General features: G+C 54.3%; 20 protein-coding genes and 1 tRNA gene. 14 read left to right on the plus strand and 7 right to left on the minus strand.

The annotated features are described in order from the left end of the window. Positions 1–3 precede the first annotated feature (3 nt). The 3 genes from NST04_RS02315 to NST04_RS02325 all read right to left on the minus strand — a co-directional run bounded on the left by NST04_RS02315 (position 4) and on the right by NST04_RS02325 (position 4,870). The gene (locus NST04_RS02315) at positions 4–861 is read right to left on the minus strand and encodes an ABC transporter permease (RefSeq protein WP_445667902.1); all 858 of its coding nucleotides are present in this window, start codon (positions 859–861) and stop codon (positions 4–6) included. Positions 862–1,007: 146 nt separating this feature from the next. After that, positions 1,008–2,594 (minus strand): extracellular solute-binding protein, encoded by a 1,587-nt coding sequence (locus tag NST04_RS02320; RefSeq protein WP_341183019.1) that lies wholly within the window; start codon positions 2,592–2,594, stop codon positions 1,008–1,010. Positions 2,595–3,640: 1,046 nt separating this feature from the next. Further along, complete coding sequence (locus NST04_RS02325; RefSeq protein WP_341185161.1) at positions 3,641–4,870, minus strand: Zn-dependent hydrolase; 1,230 nt, start codon at positions 4,868–4,870, stop codon at positions 3,641–3,643. 195 nt (positions 4,871–5,065) lie between these two features. On the opposite strand from NST04_RS02325, the gene NST04_RS02330 reads away from it, so the two are divergent. From NST04_RS02330 to NST04_RS02345, 4 genes are all read left to right on the plus strand, one after another. Beyond that, the gene (locus tag NST04_RS02330) at positions 5,066–5,941 is read left to right on the plus strand and encodes an aldose 1-epimerase family protein (protein ID WP_341183020.1); all 876 of its coding nucleotides are present in this window, start codon (positions 5,066–5,068) and stop codon (positions 5,939–5,941) included. Positions 5,942–6,152: 211 nt separating this feature from the next. After that, positions 6,153–7,142, plus strand: a complete 990-nt coding sequence (locus NST04_RS02335; RefSeq protein ID WP_341183021.1) for a glycosyltransferase family 2 protein — start codon at positions 6,153–6,155, stop codon at positions 7,140–7,142. Beyond that, a complete protein-coding gene (locus tag NST04_RS02340) occupies positions 7,139–8,245 on the plus strand; it encodes a polysaccharide pyruvyl transferase family protein (RefSeq protein ID WP_341183022.1) in 1,107 nt (368 codons plus the stop codon). Before NST04_RS02335 ends, NST04_RS02340 begins: the two co-directional genes overlap by 4 nt. 41 nt (positions 8,246–8,286) lie before the next feature. Next, on the plus strand, positions 8,287–9,801 hold the full coding sequence (locus NST04_RS02345) for an oligosaccharide flippase family protein (RefSeq protein ID WP_341183023.1): 1,515 nt from the start codon (positions 8,287–8,289) through the stop codon (positions 9,799–9,801). Positions 9,802–9,969: 168 nt separating this feature from the next. Here the strand turns inward: NST04_RS02345 and NST04_RS02350 are convergent, their stop codons facing one another. Next, the gene (locus NST04_RS02350; RefSeq protein ID WP_341183024.1) at positions 9,970–11,061 is read right to left on the minus strand and encodes a threonine aldolase family protein; all 1,092 of its coding nucleotides are present in this window, start codon (positions 11,059–11,061) and stop codon (positions 9,970–9,972) included. Positions 11,062–11,256: 195 nt separating this feature from the next. On the opposite strand from NST04_RS02350, the gene udk reads away from it, so the two are divergent. From udk to NST04_RS02390, 8 genes are all read left to right on the plus strand, one after another. Next, entirely contained in the window at positions 11,257–11,886 is a 630-nt protein-coding gene (gene udk / locus NST04_RS02355) for a uridine kinase (protein WP_341183025.1), read from the plus strand. Positions 11,887–12,156: 270 nt separating this feature from the next. Next, positions 12,157–12,627, plus strand: a complete 471-nt coding sequence (locus NST04_RS02360) for a hypothetical protein (RefSeq protein WP_341183026.1) — start codon at positions 12,157–12,159, stop codon at positions 12,625–12,627. 185 nt (positions 12,628–12,812) lie between these two features. Further along, on the plus strand, positions 12,813–13,712 hold the full coding sequence (locus NST04_RS02365; protein WP_341183027.1) for a carbohydrate ABC transporter permease: 900 nt from the start codon (positions 12,813–12,815) through the stop codon (positions 13,710–13,712). Then, positions 13,709–14,587 carry a carbohydrate ABC transporter permease gene (locus NST04_RS02370; protein ID WP_341183028.1) on the plus strand — a complete coding sequence of 293 codons (879 nt, stop codon included), beginning with the start codon at positions 13,709–13,711 and terminating at the stop codon, positions 14,585–14,587. The genes NST04_RS02365 and NST04_RS02370 overlap by 4 nt, the downstream gene beginning before the upstream one ends. A 39-nt stretch (positions 14,588–14,626) precedes the next feature. Further along, entirely contained in the window at positions 14,627–16,015 is a 1,389-nt protein-coding gene (locus NST04_RS02375; protein WP_341183029.1) for an ABC transporter substrate-binding protein, read from the plus strand. 100 nt (positions 16,016–16,115) lie between these two features. Next, a complete protein-coding gene (locus NST04_RS02380; protein ID WP_341183030.1) occupies positions 16,116–17,108 on the plus strand; it encodes a LacI family DNA-binding transcriptional regulator in 993 nt (330 codons plus the stop codon). 12 nt (positions 17,109–17,120) lie between these two features. Then, positions 17,121–18,119 (plus strand): N-acetylglucosamine kinase, encoded by a 999-nt coding sequence (locus tag NST04_RS02385; RefSeq protein ID WP_341183031.1) that lies wholly within the window; start codon positions 17,121–17,123, stop codon positions 18,117–18,119. Between the two features lie 6 nt (positions 18,120–18,125). Further along, the gene (locus NST04_RS02390) at positions 18,126–19,460 is read left to right on the plus strand and encodes a 6-phospho-beta-glucosidase (protein WP_076155730.1); all 1,335 of its coding nucleotides are present in this window, start codon (positions 18,126–18,128) and stop codon (positions 19,458–19,460) included. A gap of 67 nt (positions 19,461–19,527) precedes the next feature. On the opposite strand, the gene NST04_RS02395 is transcribed toward NST04_RS02390, so the two are convergent. Both NST04_RS02395 and NST04_RS02400 read right to left on the minus strand, forming a co-directional pair. Next, a complete protein-coding gene (locus tag NST04_RS02395; RefSeq protein WP_341183032.1) occupies positions 19,528–20,250 on the minus strand; it encodes a bZIP transcription factor in 723 nt (240 codons plus the stop codon). A gap of 128 nt (positions 20,251–20,378) precedes the next feature. Next, on the minus strand, positions 20,379–21,194 hold the full coding sequence (locus NST04_RS02400) for an AraC family transcriptional regulator (RefSeq protein WP_341183033.1): 816 nt from the start codon (positions 21,192–21,194) through the stop codon (positions 20,379–20,381). A 127-nt stretch (positions 21,195–21,321) separates the two neighbouring features. Between NST04_RS02400 and NST04_RS02405 the strand changes: the two genes are divergently transcribed. Continuing rightward, complete coding sequence (locus NST04_RS02405; protein ID WP_341183034.1) at positions 21,322–22,608, plus strand: Gfo/Idh/MocA family protein; 1,287 nt, start codon at positions 21,322–21,324, stop codon at positions 22,606–22,608. Between the two features lie 207 nt (positions 22,609–22,815). On the opposite strand, the gene NST04_RS02410 is transcribed toward NST04_RS02405, so the two are convergent. Next, positions 22,816–22,899: transfer RNA gene (locus NST04_RS02410), tRNA-Leu, on the minus strand. Between the two features lie 352 nt (positions 22,900–23,251). Here NST04_RS02410 and NST04_RS02415 point away from each other — a divergent pair. Beyond that, entirely contained in the window at positions 23,252–25,045 is a 1,794-nt protein-coding gene (locus tag NST04_RS02415; RefSeq protein ID WP_341183035.1) for a helix-turn-helix domain-containing protein, read from the plus strand. Positions 25,046–25,074 lie beyond the last annotated feature (29 nt).

Here is a 25,074-nt window from a genome sequence, read left to right on the forward strand (position 1 = left end):
CACTTAGAACAGCTTATTGTCGGATACCGCCTTGGAGAGGCGGTTGGCGCCGATGAGCAGAATGAAATTGACCAGCGACTGGAACAGGCCGACAGCCGTCGTATAGCTGAACTCTGCACTTTCGCTGATCCCTTTGCGGTAGACGAAGGTGGAGATGACATCCGCTGTATCGTAGACGTTTGGGTTATAGAGCAGGATCACCTTCTCGAAGCCGATCTCCATCAGCCCGCCTATGCGCAGAATCAGCAGAATCACAATCATCGGGATAATCCCCGGCAGTGTAATATGCCAGACCCGGCGAAGCCGGCTGGCCCCGTCCACCATCGACGCATCGTAGAGCTCGGGATTAATTCCGCTGAGCGCCGCCAGATAGATAATGGTCGAGAATCCAAGCTCCTGCCAGATGGAGGAAGCCGTGTAGATCGTGCGGAAATTCCCCGGCTCACTCAGCAGCGCGCTGCTCTCCCCGCCGAAGAATGTAATGATCGAATTGAACAGCCCGTCACGGGAGGAGAAATCAACCACCATCCCGCAAATGACCACCAGGGAGATAAAGTGGGGGATATAAGAGACCGTCTGTACCGTGCGCTTGAACATCTCATGCCTCAGCTCATTGAGCAGCAGCGCCAGCAGGATCGGGGCCGGGAAGCCGAATAACAGCTGGTAGAAGCTGAGGATCAGTGTATTTTTGAGCACCCGCCAGAAATAATAGCTCTGAAAAAAATCTTGAAAATGCTGCAGCCCCACCCACTCGCTGCCCCAGATGCCCTTGCCGACGGTGTACTCCTTGAAAGCGATGACCGCGCCATACATCGGCAGATACTTGAAGACCAGAAAATACAGTACCACGGGGAGCGCCATCCAGTAGATCACTTTGTTCTGCTTGTAATTCAGCCATACCAGGGATAACTTACGGGTCACAAGTCTCCCTCCTTTCTTTTGCAGGACCGGCCTGCGAGGGCACAAGTAGCTTCATCTGCCGCTCCGCAGGTGGCCTTCATCCTGATTTATCTTGCATTGTAGCGGTCAACCGCCGCCTGCTGAATTTCAATCGCCCGCTTCACATTGAACTTGCCGATCTGGGCTGTGAACTTATCGAAGTTCTCCAGCGGTTCAGCGCCGATGACGAACTTGATGAACATTTCATCGCGGTAGGTGGTGATGTCACTCATGATTTTGCTGTACTCGCTGGATTCCTCAGTAGTCAGGCTGACCGGAGGTAGACCGACCTTAAGCGTATTGTCACTGTATTTCGAAAAAAGCGTTACCGCGTCCTTCTGCTGCTGGTACTGGTAATACTGCTCGTTGTACCGGTCGTCATCCTCCCCGACAAACGGATAGTTGGCAATGAAATGCTTCGCCATCGCCTGGACCACCGACAGCCCGTCGGGATTCTTCAGGATCTCATCCGTATAGGTTGGATACCCGTCCTTCATCGTGTACGTCACGCCTTCTACGCCGAAGTTCTTCAGCATATGGCCTTCTTCACTGAAGAAATAATCCAGCGCCTTCACGGTCTCCTCCGGGTGCTTGTTGCTCTTGGTGATCGTAGCTCCGGCACCGCTCCACTCCCAGGACCGGCCGGTGAACATCGGCTCATCGCCCTTGTTCACTACAGGGAACTGGACGGCCGTAAGGTTAGCCTCCGGCTCCTTCTCCTGGAGGGCGGGCAGATAACGTCCGATGCCGCCGCCGATGTAGGTGAAGAAGGCCCCGGCCTGACTGCTCAGAATCTTGGCATCAAAGGTCTTCTGATCGTTGGTAGCGAAGTCTGGATCGATCAGCCCCTCTTGATACCAGCGGTGAAAGGTGGTCAGGAAATCCTTGAATTCCGGCTCCACCGGCCCGAACACCACCTTGCCGTCCTTGAGGAAGATCGTATTGGTGATGCCGTAGGCCTCCAGGAAATTCGCGGCCGCCGGACCCATCGTTGTCAGCTTGGGCGGAGCGCCGTACAGGAGCGGAGCGGTGACGCCTTTTTTCTCCTTGAAGGCCTTCAGCACCGTCTCCCACTCCGCAATCGTCTCCGGCTGCGGCAGCTTCAGCTCATCCAGCCAGTCCTGGCGGATGAACATGCCGCCGAAGGTCTTATACTTGCCCAGCCGCAGATGCGGGATGGCATAGATATCTCCGTTATCTGCTTTCAACTGCTTCGCCACCTCGGGATTCTCGTCCAGAATCTTCTTCAGGTTAGGCGCATACTGGTCAATCAGGTCGTTCAGCTTAATGATGCTGCCGTCCGTGTACAGCTTGGAATAATCGCCATAGACGAACATCACATCCGGCAGCTTATTGGAGGCCAGCATGACGTTGAACTGCTCCGTCTCCGCCCCGACCGCCGGGTGCTGGAATTCCGTCTTAATGTTGGTCTTCTTCTCCCACTCCTTGATCGCCGTAATCTCACTCATATTCTTCAGCGTGATCGAGACATTCGTATTCAGCGAAGCCCAGATCGAGATGGGTGTAGGCCCATCCGCCGCTGCTCCTTCTGTATTCTTGTTGCCGTCCGCGCCACCCGAGCAGCCTGCCAATCCGCCTATCGTCAGTAGCAAGCTGGCACTCAGCAGCATCCGCCTTCTCCAAGCTCTCTTCATCTTCTCATCTCCCCCATCTGTTCGTAATTGCTATGCTGTTGCCGGAGGTGAACAACTCGATTTGTTTCGATACGCTTGCCGCCCTGGTATGTTCAGCCCTCCCGCTCATCTAACTTAACGTTTCCGCCCCCGCCTTGACCATCTCCCATTCTTGCCGCGATATCGATATCTTGCTTATACCCTGTCCATCACAGGAATTGCATATGGATGTTGATAAATTGGGATTGAATCTGTTTAGAGAGATTGAGCTAAGGAATTTTTGCGTTTTGGGATGAGCCGCGGCTCCAGAGAAGTTTTGGACTTCCGGCCGCTGTTGTCCCCAGATTTCTTGATTAGAACCGCTGTTCGCGGTAGAAATCCGGTGACTAGCTGATGCTTACGATGCGAGCTTTCCTTCGGAAAGCTTTCAGGCGGACGCTACCGCTCCTACAGCTCCAAAATTCCCCTCCGCCACTTTTCCCTTAACTTTACAGCTAATTAACTTAACCCAGTCGGCCAGCCTTCTAGGGGAGCACATTTACCGCCCTATTCCGGCCGATTTTAGTGCAGTAGTGCTCCACATTCGCTCCCTTTGGGCTGTATCCGACCCCACGCAGCATCGCGTCAGCAAATTGTAATCGGTTTTTCGATTACATTTGGCCTACGCGCCGCCACCGGTCCCATTGTAATCGGTTTTTCGATTACATTTGGCCTACGCGCCGCTCGCCGTCACATTGTAATCGGTTTTTCGATTACATTTGGCCCACGCGCCGCTCGCCGTCACATTGTAATCGGTTTTTCGATTACATTTGGCTCACGCTCCGCTCCCGGTCCCGTTGTAATCGGTTTTTCGATTATATTTGGCCCACAAGCCGCTCCCATTCCCATTGTAATCGGTTTTTTGATTACATTTGGCCCACGCCTCGCCCCCGGTCCCGTTGTAATCGGTTTTTCGATTACATTTAGCCCACGCGCCGCCAGCAACACGAAAAAAAGACACCCTTAAGTGTCTTTATCGCCAATCTATGGAATTCGCCTAACCCGGCGTAGCTTGCCCTGCCCGCCCCTCAGTCCCGGGACAGCAGCGACAGCAAAGTCTCCAGCACCACATTCACGCCCATCTCACAATCCTCATAGGAGGTGAGCTCTTCCTCGCAATGGCTTTTCCCGTTCACGCTTGGGACAAAGATCATCGCCGACGGCAGGAACCCGGCCACGAACTGGGCATCATGCCCCGCACCGCTCGCCAGCTTCCGGCTGCTGTAACCGAGCTTCTGCGCAGCCTGCTCCACTAGCGCACAGATCCCCGGATCAAACCATACCGTGTCGCGGCCCCACAGCTTCGTCTTCGACACGCTGCAATCCAACAGCTCCTCCGGCAGGCCGTGAATGACCGCCTCGACCTCCCGGACCACATCCATGTCCTTATGTCTCGCTTCCACGGTGAAGATTACCTTGTTCGGAATCACGGTATGGATGTTCGGCAGCACATTTATCCGTCCCATCGTATAGACCAGCTCAGGGTCCAGCACGGACAGCTTGCGGCGCAGCTCCGCAATAATATCCGTAGCGGCAAACAGCGCATCCCGGCGCATATCCATCGGCGTAGTTCCGGCATGATCCGATTCCCCGGTCACTTCAATCTCATAGCAGGCCATGCCCACGACACAGTCAACCAGGCCGATCTTAACGTTCTCCTTCTCCAGCACAGGGCCCTGCTCGATATGCAGCTCCAGATAAGCCGCCGCTTCCCTGATCCGGTTCTCTGCATCGCCGGCATAGCCGCTGGCCTCCAGCGCCTCGCCGAAGCTGACGCCCTCCGCGTCCTTCTTCTCCAGCATGGCTGCCTTATCGAACTTGCCGGATAAGACACCTGAGGCCATCATGGACGGCTCGAAGCGGGCACCTTCCTCATTGGCGAAGTTCATCACCGTGACAGGCAGCCGGGGCTTAATCCCTTGATCTACCAGGGTTCTCACGACCTCAAGGCCGGCAATCACCCCCAGCACACCGTCGAATCTGCCGCCCTTCTTCACGGTATCCAGATGTGAGCCCATCACTATCGGGGGGCCCTCTTCACTGCCAGCCAGAGTGGCATACATATTGCCCATATCATCCACCTTCACGGTCATGCCCAGCTCTTCGCAGCAGGCGGTGAAATAGCCGCGCACCCGCACATCCTGCTCTGACAGCGATAGCCGGGTAACTCCGTTATGGTCTGTCCGCCCGAAATCGGCAAAGGCCTCAATGGTATTCTTCAGCCGCTCACCGTTCACCAATAGTTGCTTCACCTGCATCGGCTTATTCCCCCGTTTCCGCTGATATGGAATCATTGCTATCCTTCTATGTTAACGAATTCCACCTGTTTGTCATTGTACATACTGTAAAAATTATAGGCTGGAGAATTTCCGTTATTTGCTGGCACCTGCGGGGAAGTCTGTTAGAATATGAGACATCAGGATTACATATTGCAGGGCGAGAGGGGTAAAAGCATGAACACTATTTTACGCAGCAGCCTGGCCGTGGCCGAGATCAGTTCACTCGGTGCTGAGCTGGTCAGCTTCAGAAGAACGGATACAGATACTGAATATATGTGGAACGGAGACGCCGCCTATTGGACAGGCCGTTCTCCGGTGTTGTTCCCGATGATCGGGGGAGCCGCAGGCGAAGTGGTCCGTGTAGATGGACAGACTTATCCGCTGGCCCGGCACGGCTTCGCCAGACGCAACGAATTCACGCTGGTGGAGGCAAGCGAGACTCAAGCGGTCTACCGGCTATCGCACAGCGAGGACACGCTGGCCAGCTACCCGTATCCATTCCATCTGTATCTCACCTATAATCTGAACGGCAGCACGCTGGACATCGGTTACCGGGTGGAGAATCCCGGTGAAGGGGAGATGTTCTTCCAGCTCGGCACCCATCCGGCGTTCAACTGCCCGATTGGCGGAGAAGGCCGCTTCACCGACTACTATCTTGAATTTGAGCAGACGGAACGCCTGGAGCGCCTGTTCCTGAATGAGAATGGCTTGATCACTCCGGGCCAGGGCGAGGCCATGCTCGACGGGGATAACAAGCTGCCGCTGAACCACGAGATGTTTGCGCATGACGCCCTTGTGTTCCGCAATGTCCAGTCTAAATCGGTTGCCCTGAAAAGCAAACAGTCTGCTAAGAGCGTAACGGTCGCCTTCACGGGCTTCCCTGATCTCGGCATCTGGCAGCCGAAGAATGCACCGTTCGTGTGTATCGAGCCTTGGCATGGCGTGGCCGATCTCGAAGGCTTCACCGGCGATTTCCGGGAGAAGCAGAACGCCATCTCCCTGCCGCCGGGCGGCCAGTTTACCAGCGCGCTGGCGATTACGTTTAACTAAATTTCAGCAGGCGAAAGGCCGCAGTCACCCCATGGTGCTGCGGTCTTTTTGCTGCGGAACAGCGGCTTCCCGTCAGGCAGCTCACGCCCCTCCTCAAGCGATAAGTACACTTTAGTAGTATATACAACCTTTTGACCCGGATAGTAAGATTATCACAAATATAGTGACGCGTAGACCCGAATCAGAACCGGGAAAGGAAGTGACTGCTCGAGTGAAGCCAGAGATAAGTATTATTGTGCCTATCTACAACGTGGAACTGTACCTGAGGAAGTGTGTGGATTCGATATTGGCGCAGACCTTCCGCAATTTTGAATTGATTCTGGTCAATGACGGATCACCCGATAAGTGCGGCGAGATTTGCGAGTATTACAAGGAGCTGGACCCGCGTGTCGTCGTCATTCATAAGCAGAACGGCGGATTGTCCGATGCCCGCAACTATGGAATTGATGTGGCAGAGGGCCGGTATATCGGGTTCGTCGACAGCGATGACTGGATTGAACCGGACATGTACGAAGCCCTGTACGGACTCATCACCGCCCACAATGCAGATATCGCTGTATGCGGCCATTGCGAGGTACAGGATGATGTCAAGCTGGAAAAGTCCTTCACGCACCAGGTGCGTGTATACGATAATGCGCAAGCCATTGACAAGCTGCTTGAGGATACCGAGATCCAGAACCTTGCCTGGGATAAGCTGTACAAGGCTGAGCTGTTCAGCCAGGTGAGATATCCGGTCGGCCGGTATTTCGAGGACATTTTTACCACCTATAAATTATTCCTCCAGGCGAACAAGACCGTCTCGCTGGACTCCCCCAAATACCTGTATCTCAAGCGAAGCGACAGCATCACCGGAGCGATGAACAACCGGAAATATTACGACCGCTTCCGTGCGGCGCTGGAGATCTACGAGACGATTCAGGATAAAAACTATCCGGTCGCCAAAGAAATCTCGTTATCCCGGACCGTAACCGAAGGCATTGAGCTGTGCAACTTCCAGCTGATTACCGGCGAGACTGCAGTTAACAAGGAATATCTGACCGAGCTGGGCGGGTTCCTGAGCAAGCATACCTCCGCAATCCTGCGCAACCGCATCATCCGCCGGGAGATGAAGACTGCAGCCCTGCTTATTCTGACCAGCTCCACGGTATACAAAATGCTGTATTATTCCAAACTCCGTTTGAAGGGAAGTAATATGATATGAGCCAAGCCCTTGAGAAGATCCTGCCGCTGTCTTTCCGCAATTATGTAAGCAATATTCCCGTTTACCAATACTATAAGGGCTATCTGAGCTACCGGAATGCATATAAAGACAAGACGAAAGCCATTTACGTCGTCGGCTCCCCTGAGCATGACAATCTGGGCGATCACGCCATCACTTATGCGCAGATGAATTTTTTGCGGAAAGCTTTTCCTGACTATACCCTGATTGAGATTGTCGCCAACCGGCTGATGCATAACATGAAGTGTCTGGAGGAGTTCTGTTCGCCGGAGGATATCTTCGTGCTTCAGGGCGGAGGCAACTTCGGGATCGAGTATTTCCGCGAGGAAGAGGTACGCCGCAAGATTATCTCTGAGTTCCCAAATAACAAAATCATCGTCTTCCCGCAGACCATCTACTTCGGTGATACCGAGCTTGGGCGCGCGGAGTTCAAGAAGACACAGGACCTCTATGGCTCCCACAAGGACCTCACGTTGGTCGCCAGAGAGGCAACGTCGTACGAAATTATGAAAGCAGGTTTCAGAAACAACGCAGTGCTGTTAACGCCGGACATTGTAATGTCCCTCGACATCACAGATCCTCCTAAGGAGCGCCATGGTGCCCTTCTGTGCATTAGAGCGGATAAGGAGAGTATTTTCAGCGAGCAGGATAAAAAGGTCATCCAGGAATACACCTCCAAGCACTACAGCTCCACTACCTTCACGGATACCTGCATCCTCCGCCCTGTCTCCCTGGAAGACCGGGACCACGAGCTGAATACCTTATGGAATCAGTTCAAGGAGGCCGAGGTTGTGATTACGGACCGTCTGCACGGGATGATTTTTGCGGCGATTACATCCACACCTTGTATTGCGCTGGGGAATTACAATTATAAAGTGGTAGGCAGCTACGAATGGATCAAGCATCTGGGCTATGTGAAATTCACGAACGATGTAAAGCAAATCCCGGCCTTGCTGGAAGAACTGAAAACGATCCGGCGCCCACGGTACAATAATGAATTCTCGGTCCAGCATTACAGCCAGATCATTGAATCCATGGCAAGCAGCAGCGCTGAAGAACCTGCTTCGTCCATCGTTACCGCTTAAAATAAGCACAAGACACTCTCTGTAGCGAGGAAGCGATCTGTTTGAAAACCAATATTAAACTTGCTGCAATCATAACCTATGCTTCCGTATTTTTAGGCGTTATTATCTCCCTGGGCTCGACGCCGTTCATTGTGTCGACCCTGGGGAAATCCGAATATGGATTATTCGCGCTGGTGAACTCCATCATCGCCTATATCGTCCTGCTGGATCTGGGCTTCGGCAGCGCGGTCATCCGCTTCAATGCGAAATACATCTCTGAGAATGACTCCACAGGCCAGCGCAATATAAACGGAATGTTCCTGCTGCTCTTCTCTGCCATCGGATTCCTCTCCTTACTTGCCAGTGTGATTCTGGTGTTCAATTTCGATTCGATCTTCAGCAGCCTCGATGCAGCTGAGCTCGGCATTCTGAAGACCATATTCATCATTGCTGCCATCAATGTGGCTGTCTCGTTCCCGCTGAATATCTTCAGCTCGATCATTACGGCCTATGAGCGGTTCGTCTATCTCAAAATCATCAACCTGATCCGCGTGGTCCTGTCTCCGGCCATGATGGTGCTGGTCCTGATGTTCGGCTTCAGATCAACAGGAATGGTCACCGTCGCACTTGTTCTGAACCTGGCAATCGGCGTGATTAATGTAGTCTTTTGCCGCACCAAGCTGAATCTGCGGGTCCGGTTCCACGGCTTCGATACCAAGCTGTTCAAGGAGATCTTCAGCTATTCGTCGTATATCTTATTGTCTTCGATCGCCTTCCAGATCTATACGAATGCTGATCCGCTGATCATCGGGATGTTCCTGGGGGCTACGCCTATCGCCGTCTTCGCCATCGCCGCCCAGCTCAACACGTATATTCTCAACTTCTCCAATGTGCTGGCCAGCTTCTATCTGCCCAAGCTCACCAAGATGATCGTCAAGGGTGCAGATCAGGCGGCTTTAATGCTGGAGCTGGTCAAAATAGGCAGAATCCAGGCGCTGATCGTAGGCTACATCGTCTCGGGCTTCGTGTTATTCGGACAGAGCTTCATTCTGATCTGGCTCGGTCCGGATTACAAATATGCATACACGGTTGCGCTGATCATCATCATTCCCCAGATCACATCGATTGTGCAATCGCTGTTCGCCACCATGCTGGAAGCGATGAATATGCACCGGGTGAAGGCCTTCATCTATTTCTCTGTTGCTATTCTGAAGGTGGCTTTAACCTTCTGGTTCATCCGGATCTGGGGGATTACAGGCTGCGCCATTGCTACGGCTATCGGGATGATCATCAATGTATGCCTAAATAATGTGTACTACAAATATAAATTGAAGTTCGATATTCTTCATTTCTGGCTGCAGATCATCCGCGTCTTCATTCCGGTGGTGCTGCTGACCGGTGCGTGCGGGTTCCTGCTTAGCTTCGTGAGTATCACTTCTTACGTGTACCTGGGTATGTATGTCATCCTGTACTCCCTCATCTATGTGCTTACCATGTGGCTGTTCGGACTGAACGGGGCAGAGAAGCAGATGGTGGCCGGACCGGTGAGAAAAATGACTCTGCGGAGCCAGGCGTAGCCTGCACCTCCAAGAAGAAAGATAAGAAATTTTTATTGCGCGATGCATATACATTCTTATTCTTTGAACCAAGTCGCTGCCTTTCGCTGTTCCTGCTTCCACCTGTACTGCCATCAGCAAACAAGCCTCTGCGGGCTTCCGCAGAGGCTTGTTACTTATCTATCAGAGTCAGAGCGGCTTCAGCCGCTCATCCAGCAGCCGGAACGCTTCCCTTAGCGCCGCCCCCGAGACGCCGCCGTAGACATCGCCTATGTTCAGCTCGTAATAACAGGCGTTCTCACCGGTTGGCTTGAGCCGTGGTGTCAGGCCAATGCCCGTCTCGTTATAGATCCCAATCAATACAGGGGCAAGCTGTTCCCGTGGCAGTGCGAAATGGATGTGGAACATATTCGAGACCGGAACCTCCGGCAGCGTGGATACCTTATGGCAGCTGTTGAATAAGGCCGCCAGCTCCTTGGCCTGCTCATAGTATTCTGACATCCTGGCGATTCGCTGCTGGTAATAATACCGGGCCGGGACAATATAGGGATAGAGACTGATCAGGTCGCCCCCGTGGCGGCGCTTCCAGATCTTCGACTCCTCCGTGAACTCCCGGCTTCCGGCTAAGATCGCTCCGGCAATCCCGCCGATGCCCTTGTACAGGGAGACATACACACTATCGAACAGCGCGCAGACCTCGGCCGCCGTCTTGCCGTAGTAAGGCAGCACCTCGAACAGCCGCGCCCCGTCCAGATGGAGCTTAATTCCCTGCTCCCGGCAAGACGCCGATATCGCTTCCAGCTCCGCATACTCCGGCAGCTGTCCGCCGATCTCCCGCTGCGGCAGCTCCAGCAGCAGACAGGCGATTCCAGGCCCCATCCCCTGCACATCCTCTAGGGTAATCAGGCGGTCTGCACTGCCCAGCAGCAACGGCTCCAGATGATGCAGCTCCTTCAGGCCGTCCTGCTCATGAATCTCCAGATGGCATAGCGGATGATAAGCGACCCTTTTGCTCCCCTCACGGTCACTCCAGATCCGCAGAGCAATCTGCTGTGCCATCGTGCCGCTGGGGAAGAACACGCTGCATTCTTTGCCCAGCACCTCTGCCATCTCCGCCTGGAATTCCTCAATCACCGTTCCTGTCCCGTACATGTCCGCAGCAAGGCTATCCTCTACACTAGCCAGCGCTTTCTTGAGTACGGCTGCGTCCCGTCCGCCATGGCCTGCAAGCTGCACCTGCGTCCGGCCGAACGCCTCCATTAAAGCATTCTCCTCGTTCATTTTGTTATCCTAGCCCCCTTCTCCGTAGCGCCCGATCTGTATGAATCCTTGAAATTATATCATTCTCCTACAAAATAACCGAATGTTTTGAATGTTCACATGATATTCCTCTCGATCAAGGTGAAATAAGTTGAACGCTGTGCTACAATATTGGAATTGCAAAGGCAATCGCTTAGGGAGGTTTATAATTACACCATGCTCATTATTGGTATCGCCGGCGGGACCGGTTCCGGCAAGACAACGGTAGCTCGCTCCGTGATTGACCGTCTTGGCTCTGACAAAGTAACATTCATATCCCAGGATAACTACTATAAAGACCATTCTTACCTCAGCATGGCTGAACGCGGGGCGATTAACTACGACCACCCGCTGGCCTTCGACACGGAACTGCTGATCGAGCATCTGGATTGTCTCAAAGCGGGACAAGCCGCCTTCGCCCCGGTGTATGACTTCACAGTTCATGCCCGCTCCACCGAGAAGACCGTGGAGCTTGCCCCGAACAATATCGTCATTCTCGAAGGGTTACATGTATTGTCCGACGAGAAGCTGCGCGAGCAGCTGAACATCAAGGTGTTCGTGGACACCGATCCTGATGTACGCATCCTGCGCCGGGTGCTGCGGGATATCGAGGAACGCGGGCGGACCATTCGTTCGATCCATACGCAATACCTCACCACGGTGAAGCCGATGCACGAGGCCTTCATCGAGCCCTCCAAGAAATACGCCGATCTGATCATCCCGGAAGGCGGACAGAATCAAGTCGGAATCGAGCTGCTGTCCGTACTGACCGAGAAGTATCTGTCCGGCGATCACCAGTGGCATTAAGCCGCACCGGCTGATTCGGGTGCAAGGACCGTCCGGCAATGCCGTACGGGTTTTTGCCGTTCAGGAAATGATAGGGATGCGGAAAACCGATTACATTGGGCGGCGCGCGGGCTACCGGCCGGATTGTCATCGGAAAACCGATTACATTGGGCAGCGTGTGGGCTACCGGGTTGAATGTAATCGGAAAACCGATTACATCGGGCGGCGCGGGCTGACGGGGCGATTGTCATCAGAAAACCGATTACATTGGGCGGCGTGTGGGCTACCGGGTTGAATGTAATCGGAAAACCGATTACATCGGGCGGCGCGCGGGCTGACGGGGCGATTGTCATCGGAAAACCGATTACATTGGGTGGCGTGTGGGCTATCGGGTTGAATGTAATCGGAAAACCGATTACATCGGGCGGCGTGTGGGCTATCAGGCGGATTGTCATCGGAAAACCGATTACATTGGGTGGCGTGTGGGCTACCGGGTTGAATGTAATCGGAAAACCGATTACATCGGGCGGCGCGCGGGCTATCAGGCGGATTGTCATCGGAAAACCGATTACATTGGGCGGCGTGCGGGCTACCGGGCCCATTGTAGGCGAAGAACCGGTTAGCAATCGGCCGCCCGTAGGCGTGCTGTTCCCGAAACAACGCCACACAAGTCACATTACCTCACACAAAACTCCTATTCACATTAGGATTTTCATCATTTTCAGCAAAACTATCAACTCATTTGTTATATTTGTTGACTGATAGCGCTTTATTCACGAAATAAAGGGTTGATTATTTCCAATTCATCCACTATGATTAGATCAACGGACGTCAAAAAGTTAAAGCGGTTTAACTTTTAACTTATCCAATGTAATTATATCGGCAAATTATATTTTTATTTATCACTAAAGTTAAAGCGCTTATACTTTATAGGAAGAAAGGCTGGTGTGTTCGTGATTAAGAGTGAGAGCCGGCGGCAGACATTCTACATGTATCTGTTCATTTCCCCCTGGCTGGTCGGCTTCCTGATCTTCGCCCTGTACCCGATCCTGTCATCGCTGTATTACAGCTTCACCGACTATGACATCATTCATCCGCCCCAATTCATCGGCCTCGCCAACTATACGGAGATGTTCCACAATGAGCTGTTCTGGCGTTCCGTGACAGTCACCTTAAGGTACACCTTCATCAGCGTTCCGGTCCAGCTGCTGCTTGGCCTGGGCTTCGCCCTGCTGCTGCATCAGACTCTTCCCTGGCGCGGCTTCTTCCGGACAGCGATGTATTTCCCCAGCATGGTCTCGGGCGTGGCCATGTCACTCCTCTGGTATTGGATCTTCAATCCGCAGATCGGCCTCTTCAACTATATGCTCTCCTGGTTCGGCATTCACGGCCCGGCCTGGCTGATGAATCCCGATACGGCGCTGTATGCCCTAATTATCATGTCCTTCTGGACAGCAGGTTCGGGCATGATTCTCTTCCTCGCCGGTCTGCAAGGCGTCCCGGCCAGCCTGATCGAAGCCGCCAATCTGGATGGCGCAGGGCGCTTCCGCATTTTCCTGAATATTACGCTGCCGATGATCTCGCCTGTCCTGCTGTTCCAGCTGATTATGGGTCTGATCGACTCCTTCCAGGTCTTCACGCAGGCCTTCGTCATGACGCAGGGCGGCCCCAATTATTCCACCTGGTTCTACGTCTACAATCTGTATACCAGCGCCTTCAAGGAATACCGTGCCGGATACTCCTCCGCGCTTGCCTGGGTGCTGCTGATTGTCGTCATGCTGTTCACGGCGGTCATTATGAGGCTGTCGCGCCGTTATGTCCACTATGAAGGAGGGAGCCGCCGATGAGTACTGTTAAGGCCACCCGCCCGCTTGGCCCGGCTTCCCGGCCGCGCCGGAGAATCAAACCCGTTAAGATTGCCAGCTTCACCGCACTGCTCCTTACAACGTTCCTCATGCTGCTGCCGCTGTTCTTCATGGTCTCTACCTCGCTGAAGTCGAAACGGGAGATGCTGAAGTTCCCGCCGACCTTTCTCCCGGAGAGCTGGGCCTGGAGCAATTATACCGATATTTTTGAGACGCTCCAGTTCGGCACACTGTACAAAAACAGCCTGATCATCGCCGGGTTCTCCGTATTCGGCACCCTGCTCTCTTCGGCTCTGGTCGCTTACGGGTTCGCCAGATACCGGGGACGCGGCAACAACTTCTGGTTCATCCTGCTCCTGAGCACGATGATGCTGCCGTATCCGGCGATCATGATTCCGCAGTTCGTCCTGTTCTCTCAGATGCAGTGGATCGACACCTTCCTGCCGCTGATCGTTCCCGCCTTCTTCGGCTCGGCGTATAACATCTTCCTGCTGCGGCAGTTCTTCTCCACGCTGCCTGAGGAGCTGTTCGACGCCGGACGGATGGACGGCTGCAGCGAGCTGAGGATGTGGCGGACCATCGCATTGCCGCTGTCTGCACCGGCGCTGGCAACCGTGGCAATCTTTGCTTTTATCTACAGCTGGAATGATCTGTTGACCCCTGTGCTCTACTTAAGCTCGTCGGACAAATTCACGCTTCCCGTCGGCATGGCCTCCCTCACCTCATCGCGCTTCCGCATTCCGCCGTGGCATCTGCTGATGGTCGCTTCGGTACTGGCTATGGTTCCAATCGTCACCCTGTTCGCCATCGCCCAGAAGCAGTTCGTAGAAGGCATTGTACTGACGGGTATCAAGTAATCCCGGGTTACAACACTTGAAATCAGGAGGGATTAGACAATGAAGAATATGATGAAGAGCAAGAGGTATGCGCTGCTGCTGGCAACAGCCCTGACAGTAACGACAGTCTTGGCGGGCTGTGGCGGCGGCAAGTCGGCAGGCAATGTGGCGGCTGGGGACAGCGGAGCCGGGAGTACCGGCGATCCGGGGAAGCAAGTGACGATATCCCACTATACGATTGACTCCGAGGACCGGACTTTTATCGAGAAGCTGATCCCGGATTTCGAGAAGGCGCACCCGAACATCAAGGTCAAGGTAGAGAAGGCACCGTATGAGCAGTTCGACAGCAAGCTGCAGACACTGATTGCCGGCGGTAATTCCCCGGATGTGACGAGTCATTACGGATACGGCGGCTTTGCCGAATATTATAACAAGGATATGCTGCTGGATCTGACGGACCTCATTAAGGAAGACGGCTTCAAGGCGGAGGACTACAACATCCCCGAGAATCTGATGAAAATCTATACCGTAAACGGTCATACTTACGGCATACCTGTTAATATGTACGTCACCCTGATGCTCTACAACAAGGATATGTTCGATGCTGCGGGCGTCTCCTACCCGCCAAGCGATTATGAAGATAAGAGCTGGACGTTTGACCGCATGGTGGAGGATGCCAAGAAGATGACGCTCGTTTCGGACGATATTGCCAAAACACAGTACGGCGTAGACTTCACCTGGTCAGAGCGGGATATGCGGCCGCTGTACTTCGGGGCCGAGCCTTACTCTGAGGATACCTGGACCAACGGCGGTGTTCCTTCCGAGACGCATTTTGATTCCCCTGAGGTGATTGCCGCTTACCAGAAGCTGTTCGATCTTGTGTTCAAGGAGAAGGTATCCCCGACCTCCGAGTGGAGTAAAAGCGTTGCCGGACAGAACGGCGACCCGTTCGTCGCCGGCAAGATCGGTATGTCGATCGGCGGCTCCTGGAACCTCGCCGGGGCCAATGACTTCCCGTTTAAGGTCGGCGTAGCCGCCGTGCCATGGGGAGGCAATGACAAGGTGCGCAGCACGCTGTACGTCGATCCGCTGCTGATTCTGAAGGATTCGAAGCATCCAAAGGAGGCTTTTGAATGGATCAAATACCTGATGACCACCGAAGTCCAGGAGAAGTCCATCGAGCTGAGCGGCGGCAATCCGCCAGTCAATACGGAAGCGGCTGAGGTGTATTACAAGCATTTTGACGGCATTGATCCGGAGGATGTGAAGAAGGTCTACGAGGGCGCAGTCAAATACGGCTATGAATCCTACAACCATCTGATTACCAACTACTCGCAGATCAACGACATGTTCATTAATGAGCTGCAGCCGGTCGAGACGGGACACAAGACCCTGGAAGAGGTGATGCCAGTGATTCAGAAAAAGGTTACGGAGATCATCAAGCGGTAGCGGCCTGGCGATGGTGATATGTTTAGCGGAACCCCGGTGCGGCCTGTATACTGGAGATAGACTATAAGCACCGGCAAATCCGCCGCAAGGAGCGCTTGAGATGAAAGTAAGTATTTTTGATGTAGCCAAAAAATCAGGGCTGTCCGTGGTTACCGTATCGCGGGTATTAAACGGAGCAACGTCTGTGCGGGAGAACAACCGCCAGAAGGTGCTCGACGCGATCAAGGAGCTCGATTACCGCCCCAATGCAGCAGCCCGCAGTCTGGCCAGCGGCAAGACCGGCATTATCGGCCTGATCGTAACGACCCTGCAGGACTCCTTTTTCGATGCAGTGGTCAAGGAGCTGAATGAAACACTGGCCCTGCATGGATATTATCTGGCCATCTCTGTGTCGGATGGCATTGGCTCCGGCGAGAGCCACTATCTGATCCAGGAAGACCGGGTAGACGGGCTCATCCTGCTCTCCCCGATCAAAGAGGATAATTATATTGTCGAGCTGAAGCGGCGGGGCATTCCCTATGTGCTGATCGACAACCAGCTGCCGGAGAATGACAGCTATTCCATTACCATCGACAACTTCAAAGGCGGGTATGCCGCAGCCCGCCACCTGCTGGAGCTGGGGCATACCTCCATCGCCCATCTCTGCGGGCAGGAGATGTTCCGCAGTACGCGGGAACGTCGCGCGGGCTTCCTGCAAGCGCTGCAGGAGCAGGGCCTCGCCCCGTTCGAGATCGTACCCGGCGAATTCGAAATCGCCATGGGCTACAACACGGCGCAGCGCTGGCTCGCGGAGGGCAAGCTGCCTGGGGCCGTATTCGCCGGAGATGACAATATCGCCCTCGGGGTGATCAATGCCCTGATGGAGGCGGGCGTACAGGTGCCGGAGGAGGTTGCTGTAGTCGGTTACGACGACCACTATATCGCCTCCCAGCTCCACCCGCATCTGACCACCATGCGCCAGCCGGCGGACAAGATCGGAGTCGCAGCCGCCGACATGCTGCTGCGCAGGATCAGCGGGGAGATGAAGCGCGGCTCCAGTATCCGGATTGATCCGGAGCTTATTGTACGGGAATCCACGAAGACAAAACTCTAGGAGTGACAAACATTGGCTTACTACTTGGGGATCGACGGGGGAGGCAGCAAAACCTACGCCCTCATATGCGATGAACAAGGCCGCATCCTCGGCAAAGGCCGGAGCGGCAACGGCAATCACCAGACCAGCGTAACGCAGGCAGAGAATAGCATCCGCGAAGCAGCCTTCAGCGCGCTGGCCGAAGCCGGGCTACGGCTGGACCAGCTCCGCCAGGCCTACCTCGGGCTGGCCGGGGCGGACCGCCAGACCGATTATAACATTCTGCATCCGCTGATCCGCCGGATCGGCTTCGCGCAGTACACGATCAGCGGCGATACGATGATCGGCCTGCGGGCGGGGACAGACCGCCCCTACGGCGTAGCCCTGATCTGCGGCACCGGTACCAATGCGGCAGGCCTGAGTCCGCAGGGCCGACATTTCCAGTGCGGCGGCTTCGACTATATGTACGGCGATTTCGGCGGCGGCGGCGCGCTGAACATCGAGGTGTTCCGCACCGTTATTCGCGCCTGGGACGGCCGCGAAGCGCCCACACTGCTGACGGAGCCGCTCCTGAAGCTGCTCGGCTATGAGCGGGTGGAAGACATGTACGACGACTTCCTGGATCACGGGAAGCAGGTGCCGCTGGATGCGGCCCGCCTGCTGTTCCCGGCAGCGGCGGAGGGCGATGCCGCCGCGCTGGCGATCTTGAACCGCCAGGGCGTAGAGCTGGGCAAATCGGCGGCGGCTGTCATTCATCGGCTCGGCATGGAGAATGATGAGTTCGATGTGGTGCTGGCCGGAAGCCTGCTGACCCGGGGCGACCGCGGCTGGATTCGCGGCCCGATTGAGCAGGCAGTGCGCGAAGCGGCACCAAGGGGGGCAGTGGTCACACTGTCCACCGAGCCTGTAGTCGGCGCTCTCTGGTCGGCGCTGGAGAGTGACGGGATCACCGTCAGCCAGGAAATGTATGAGACGATGCGTGCTTACAAGGAATTTGAGCTTATTCCAACGATCATCACCAGACAGGAGTGATTCATCTTGACAGCGAACCAAGGTCTTAAGATTGCCGTAATTGGCGGGGGCTCCTCCTATACCCCCGAACTGGTAGAAGGCTTCATTCTGCATTATAAGGAGCTCCCGGTCAGGGAGCTATGGCTTGTAGATATTGAAGCAGGCCTGCACAAGCTGAATATCGTAGGCGCTCTGGCGAAGCGCATGGTGGAGAAGTCCGGCCTCCCGATCAAGGTCCACCTCACTACCGACCGCCGCGAAGCGATTGCCGGGGCGGACTTCGTCAGCACGCAGATTCGCGTCGGTATGCTGGATGCCCGCGCCCGCGACGAGGCGATTCCGCTGAAATATGGCGTGATCGGCCAGGAGACGACCGGTCCCGGCGGCATGCTGAAGGCACTGCGCACCATCCCGGTCATTCTCGGCATCTGCCGGGATATCGAGGAGCTGGCGCCGGACGCCTGGCTGCTCAACTTCACCAACCCGGCAGGCATGGTCACCGAAGCCGTGCTGCGGTACTCCAAGGTGAAGAGTATCGGCCTGTGCAATGCCCCGATTGGCCTGATTAAGCAGGTATCAGCCAAGTATGACACTGCCCCGGACCGGATCTATGCCGAGTTCGTCGGCCTGAACCACCTGCACTGGATTACCCGCATTGATGTGGAGGGTGAAGACAAGCTGCAGGAGATGCTGAAGGATACCGCTGGCTACAGTGCAAAGAATGTTCCGGCACGCGAATGGAACCCCGAGTTCCTGCAGTCGCTGCACGCCTTGCCTTCGTATTATCTGAAGTACTTCTACATGACCGATGCGATGCTCGCAGAGCAGCAGGAAGCCGCCGCGCAAGGCGGGAACCGCGCCGAAGTCGTCAAGCGTGTGGAAGAGGAACTGTTCGCCATCTACAGCGACCTTGCGCTGGATGAGAAGCCGAAGCAGCTGGAGCAGCGCGGCGGAGCCTTTTATTCGGAAGCAGCCGTGAACCTGATGCGCTCGCTCTACAACGGGACCAATGACATTCAGACGTTGAATGTGGCGAACCGGGGCATTCTGGACTTCCTGCCGGATGATGCCAGCATCGAAGTCAACTGTGTCGTGACTAAGACTGGCCCCCTCCCGCTCCCGCTGACCAAGATTCCGCCGATGGCCACAGGACTGATCCACGCCGTGAAAACCTATGAGCAGCTAGCCATCGACGCCGCTGTCACCGGAGACCGCAGCCTGGCGATCCAGGCGTTAGCCCACCACCCGCTCGTCCCTTCTGTGGAAGTAGCCATCGCCATGCTGGATGAGATGCTGGAGGCGAATAGGGAGTATCTGCCGGCCTTTTTCGGAGAAGCGGCCGCCCCTGCACCCGTCTTATAATTTCCTTCTTCTGATAAAAAAGCCTGTGCCAACCACAGTTCACTCTGCGGCCGCACAGGCTCTTCTCTTATTTCTTTATGGTATAACGGTAGGTTTCGCCCTCAATCTCGAAATCCGCATATAGCGGCTTGCCGCTCGACTTCACTTCATCAGGAACCTCGGCCAGGAACACCAGCGTACCATACTTCAGCGGTCCAATCGTCGAGATATTGGTATAGGTGAATTCTTCACCACCGTTCTTCTCCATCGTCGCGAAGGTGCTGTACACATATTTGTTGTCATATGTCACTTCCACATCCGCTACTCCACCCGCATTGATGGCTTGGCCTGCCAGATTTTTCACCTTCAAGGTGATCGCCAGATAGGTTGTCCCCGGTTCCTTGGCTTCATAGTAGGTGTAGTATGAACCCGGATTCGACGGATAAACTATTTTGCTGAATGATGTCTTGGTAATAGTATATTCACCCGTATCATCAATCCTGAGTGGCGTGCCCTTTACGATCCGCTTGTATTCATCGCCGGAATCAGCGGCTGCCGGGCTGTCCCCGGTACTTAGAAGTTCAGCCGTGCCGCCTTCCTCTTTCGCTGTCACAGGCCTTACAACAAGATCCTTCTTCAGCGCTTCATTCTCTTCCTTTAAAAACTTATTCTCCTTCTTCAGCTCACTAATCTCTGCCTTCAGCTTCTCCGTGAGCTCTCTGCCAGCGCCTGCACTGCCCGAAGAACAGCCGGTTACGGTTACCGCAAGCATAGCAGCAGCAAGCCAGAGACTCCCTGGTTGGATTTTCATAACACACTCCAATATCTGTATTTCAACCTTCATTTATTATAAGACAGACTCTGTGTCAAAAGATAGAAAGATATGTAGCATCCCCCACAGCTATTGTCGAATGAAACATCGGATGCGAGCCGTAGTCGTCACCCCCTGTGCTGCTTGCGGTACTGGAGAGGGGAACGCCCCGTAATGGCCTTGAATTTCCGACCGAAATGCGCAATGCTCTCAAATCCCGCCTCCGCCGCCACCCGGGTTATCGGCCTATCCGTCTGTGTAAGCAGCACCTTCGCCTCACGGATGCGCACATAATTCAGATACTCGATGATCGTGAAGCCGGTCGTTTGCTTGAAAATCCGGCACAGATACGTTGCGCTTATGAAGAACCGCTCGGCAATTCCCCCAAGGCTCAGACGCTCGCTGTAATGGTTGTCCAGATATTCGATGATACTGTACACCCGGCGCTGTCCCTCGCTCTGCTCCGGTGAGACCAGGGCCGGCTTCGCCCTCCGTATCCGCTCCAGCGTAATCAGCAGTTGCTGCAGCAGCAGTCTCGTATATTCGGTGCTCCAGAGCTGACCGTCCTTCTGTTCTTCCAGCATGGCCTGGAGCAGATCGGCGATTCCCCCCTGTTCGTGCGCCGTGGGCCGCAGCAGGAAGCTCTCCCCTTCGAACACATTCATCCAGCCCGGGCCGGGAGCCACAGGATCCAGATAGGCATCATCGAAGCTGATCAGGACCCGCTCATGCGGAAGACGGCTTCCGCCGGTTGTGCGGTGCAGGTGATTTTTATTAATAAACACGAGGTCTCCGGCCTCCAGCGCGTACATGCGGTTGCGGATATAGTAGTGCCGCTGGCCGGACAGCAGATAATATATTTCGTAGAAATCATGGAAATGGTCAGTATCCATATTGAAATGCCCGATGCGCTTCAGCTGCTCAATCTGGAAAATAGGTTCCACCCTGCACCAAGCCCCCTGCCAGGATAAGATATGCACACTTTGGAGTAAAAGAGACTAAAAACCGTTCACTTTCTGCATTTTCTATACTATAAAATAGAATCAAATCCAAGTAAATGGAGTGATCCCCTTGTCCAAAAAGAAATATGCACTTGTCGGCACCGGCGGCCGGGCTGAATTTTTCTACGGCGCTCTTGTTACCGCTTACAACGAAACCTCCGAGCTGGTGGCCTTCTGTGATGTCAATCAGACACGGATGAATTTCGCCAATCATATGCTTACAGGCAAATACGATTACCATGAGGTGCCTACGTACAAGGCCGAGGATTTCGACCGGATGATCACCGAGACCCGGCCCGACTTCGTGCTGGTGACTACGATTGACCGGACGCATCACAAGTATATCATCCGCGCGATGGAGCTGGGCTGTGATGTCATTTCCGAGAAGCCGATGACAATTGATGAGGAGAAATGCCGGGAGATCTTCGATGCGATCGAGCGCACCGGCAAGAATCTGCGGGTAACCTTCAACTACCGCTACGCGCCGCATAACACGAAGATCCGTGAGGTCATTATGGACGGTGTGCTGGGCGAAATTCTGTCCGTGAACTTCGAATGGCTGCTGAATACCCAGCATGGAGCGGACTATTTCCGCAGATGGCACCGCGACAAGCGGAACAGCGGCGGCCTCTTGGTGCACAAATCGACACATCACTTTGACCTGATGAACTTCTGGCTGGGGTCACAGCCGGACACCGTTTTCGCCATGGGCGACCTGCGCTTCTACGGCAGAGAGAATGCCGAGAAACGGGGCATCACCGAGTTCTACCAGCGTGCCTACGGCAGCAAGGCTGCCGAGAACGACCCGTTCGCGCTACATTTGGACCGTAACGAACATCTGAAGAGCATGTACCTGGATGCTGAACACGAGGACGGGTACCAGCGCGACCAGAGTGTATTCGGGGACAATATCAGCATCGAGGACACCATGAATGTCATGGTCAAATACAAGAACAAGACCGTCATGAACTATTCGCTTAACGCATATATGCCGTGGGAGGGCTTCATCATCGTGTTCAACGGCACACAGGGACGGATGGAAGTCCGGATTACCGAGCAATCCTACGTCAATTCCGGCGGCAAAAAAGAAAACGAAGGCGCGCTGGAAGGCGTCAGCATTATGATCTATCCGCACTTCAAGGAGCCTTACCGCGTAGAGTTCGAGAGCAGCAGCGGTGGACACGGCGGCGGTGATCCGGTGCTGCTGAGCGATATTTTTGACAAAAAGCAGGAAGACCGCTTTAACCGCGCAGCTTCACACGAGGACGGCGCGATGTCGATTATGACCGGCATTGCCGCTAACCGCTCCATGAAGACCGGCCAGCCGGTGAAAATAGACGACATCTGGAAGGCATAGTCTGGCGCGTGGCCATGGTCTCGCAGCAGCGATGAACCATGTGCGATCATGCAGAAGCCCCCTTTCTACCACTTGGATGTGGGGAAAAGGGGCTTTGTAACGTTCACCTTCACGGCAGCACATTGTGTTCGAATACATTCTTTTCTCAGCAAAAAAAGACCCTTCATTTAAGAAGGGCCTTCGCTTGCATTACGGTTAAAACCATTATGCGGTCAAGAGGACTCGAACCTCCACGATATTGCTACCACTGGCACCTGAAGCCAGCGCGTCTGCCAATTCCGCCATGACCGCAAAGAAAACAATCAATGCAACGCAAGAAGTAATATATCATGAATTCTTCAGAAGAACAAGTCTTTTTTTAAAATATAAGAATTTATATGTTGCACACGATAACTTATCCTTCTATTTCTCGCTGAAACGGTACCATCCTTTAAAAGGACGGCAATGCCGTTTCCACTTGTTTATCATGGTTAAGGAGAAAAATAGGCGCTTTGGGAAGGGTTAATTGGCGCATCACAGCTTGCTTCAACTAATGGTTGATTTTGTTATACCGCGCGCCCTACTCCAGTATATGGGTTATTTCTAGAGCTGATATTATAATAGACTTACGACGTCGGAATCCATTATAGGAGTTGTACTGCACATGATCGTTAGCGAAAAAGTTGGCAAACGGATTGCTACCCTCCGCAAAACAAAAGGCTTATCCCAGGAACAATTAGCGGAATTACTCCATGTCAGCGCCCAGGCGGTATCCAAATGGGAGACCGGCAAGTCCTTGCCGGAGACGGCCACCCTCCCCCTGTTATCCTCCGCATTGAATCACTCGATTGACAGCATTCTGCTGCCCCAGGAGCTTGTAGTGCTCTCTGCAATCTATACGGATGGACAGCAGGAGCTGGATGTTACCCAGCTTGTGAACCAGTTCGTAGCTTCAGACCGCTTAAGCTTAATCCCCGGGGAGCACCTCTTTCCCCACTCATGGAATGACAGCCGCCTGAAGCTGCTGCTTGTTACCTACGAGACCCCTGACGGCATGTATTCGGCCTTTGTGCTGAAGGACCAGCTGCTTACGATAAATATCCATTCGAACGGGTATGTCTCAAGCAGTAATGAGCTGCAGATTATTGCTGCACATTATGGGAATGAACAGGCACACCGCAGCGTTGCGGCCAAAATGAAGCATTACGAGCATTTCCGGTGGACTCAGTTCACCGCCACACATGAGCTGTTTCCCAGTCTGATCGACTGCGGGGGTCAAGACTACCTGCTGCTGGTCTACCTGAATGCCGAAGGTATTCATGCCGTAAGCTGCGCGGAAGGCGAACAGATTCATTACAGCCGGGACCGTAGTCATCTCTCTCAGATCCGCTCCTCCCGGGATCAATGCATCATTGAAGGGATTCCGCGACTGGGCTTCGGACGGCGACAGGATTGCTCCTGGGCAGGGGCCATGACGCTCGCTCTTACCGCCAGAGGCATAGAGACCACCTATGAGCAGGTGATGGGCTATTCGGGAGCCTGCTGGCGAGTGGCTTTTGAACCGGTATGGGATTACAGCGCTGCAGATGCCCTTGTCATCTATGACTACTCTATCCCCGCCTGCAAGGCTTATGGACTAATCACCCGCCAAGCCAACCGGTTAGAGCCGCAGCAGCGCACAGCCGAGAAGCTGGCGATTCTGGAGGATATCCACCAAGGCAGGCTGCCCCTTGCCATTAACCTCAGGGTAGCGCCGGAGTGGGGAGTCATTACAGGATATCTGGCGGAGGGGGATGTGCTGCTGTGCCGCAGTTATTTTGACGATGAGACCTTCAGTGAGCTTGAAGCTGATCCTGAATTCCAGGCTCATATGAGGATAAGCCAAGGGTATCTCTATGTGGATCAATGGCCTTACCGGTTGCTCCGCCTTGGCGATCAGTCAGAAGCCCCGTCTGCGCTTGAGAATCTGTATGCATCGCTCCGCGTTAAGCTCGAATCTATGCAGGCTGAGACCATAGCCAACAACAGCACATATTCTGTAGGATACAAAGCACTGGAGCTATGGAGAGAAGGGCTACTGGATTATTCATGGTATGCCGCAGCGGACGAAGCAGCCTTCAGCCGCAGGTTATCCGTTAATCACTTCTGCATGATGGCCCTGGCAGATGCCCGCCGCTGTGGCGCCGCTTACCTGCGTGAATCCCTGCCGCTGTTGCATGATCTGCAACAAAATGCTGCCTTAGCGGAGATGACTGAGATCTACGAAGAGATGGCTGGTCTGCTGGATAGATACTATAAGGAGATGTCCGACCCGACAGTTCTCCGCACAACCGGCGCTGCCCCCAGAGCCAGTTGGACGACCCGGCAGCGTGAAGAGCAGGCAGAGCTGCTGGCGATGATCGCTTCGCTGGAACATCGGGGAGATACACTTGCACAAACGGTTCTGAGCCTAATCTAATAGAGTATGGATGTATAACGACTCTTGTG

The sequence above is a fragment of the Paenibacillus sp. FSL H7-0756 genome (assembly GCF_038006765.1).
In the GTDB taxonomy this organism is placed as follows: Bacteria; Bacillota; Bacilli; order Paenibacillales; family Paenibacillaceae; genus Paenibacillus_AQ.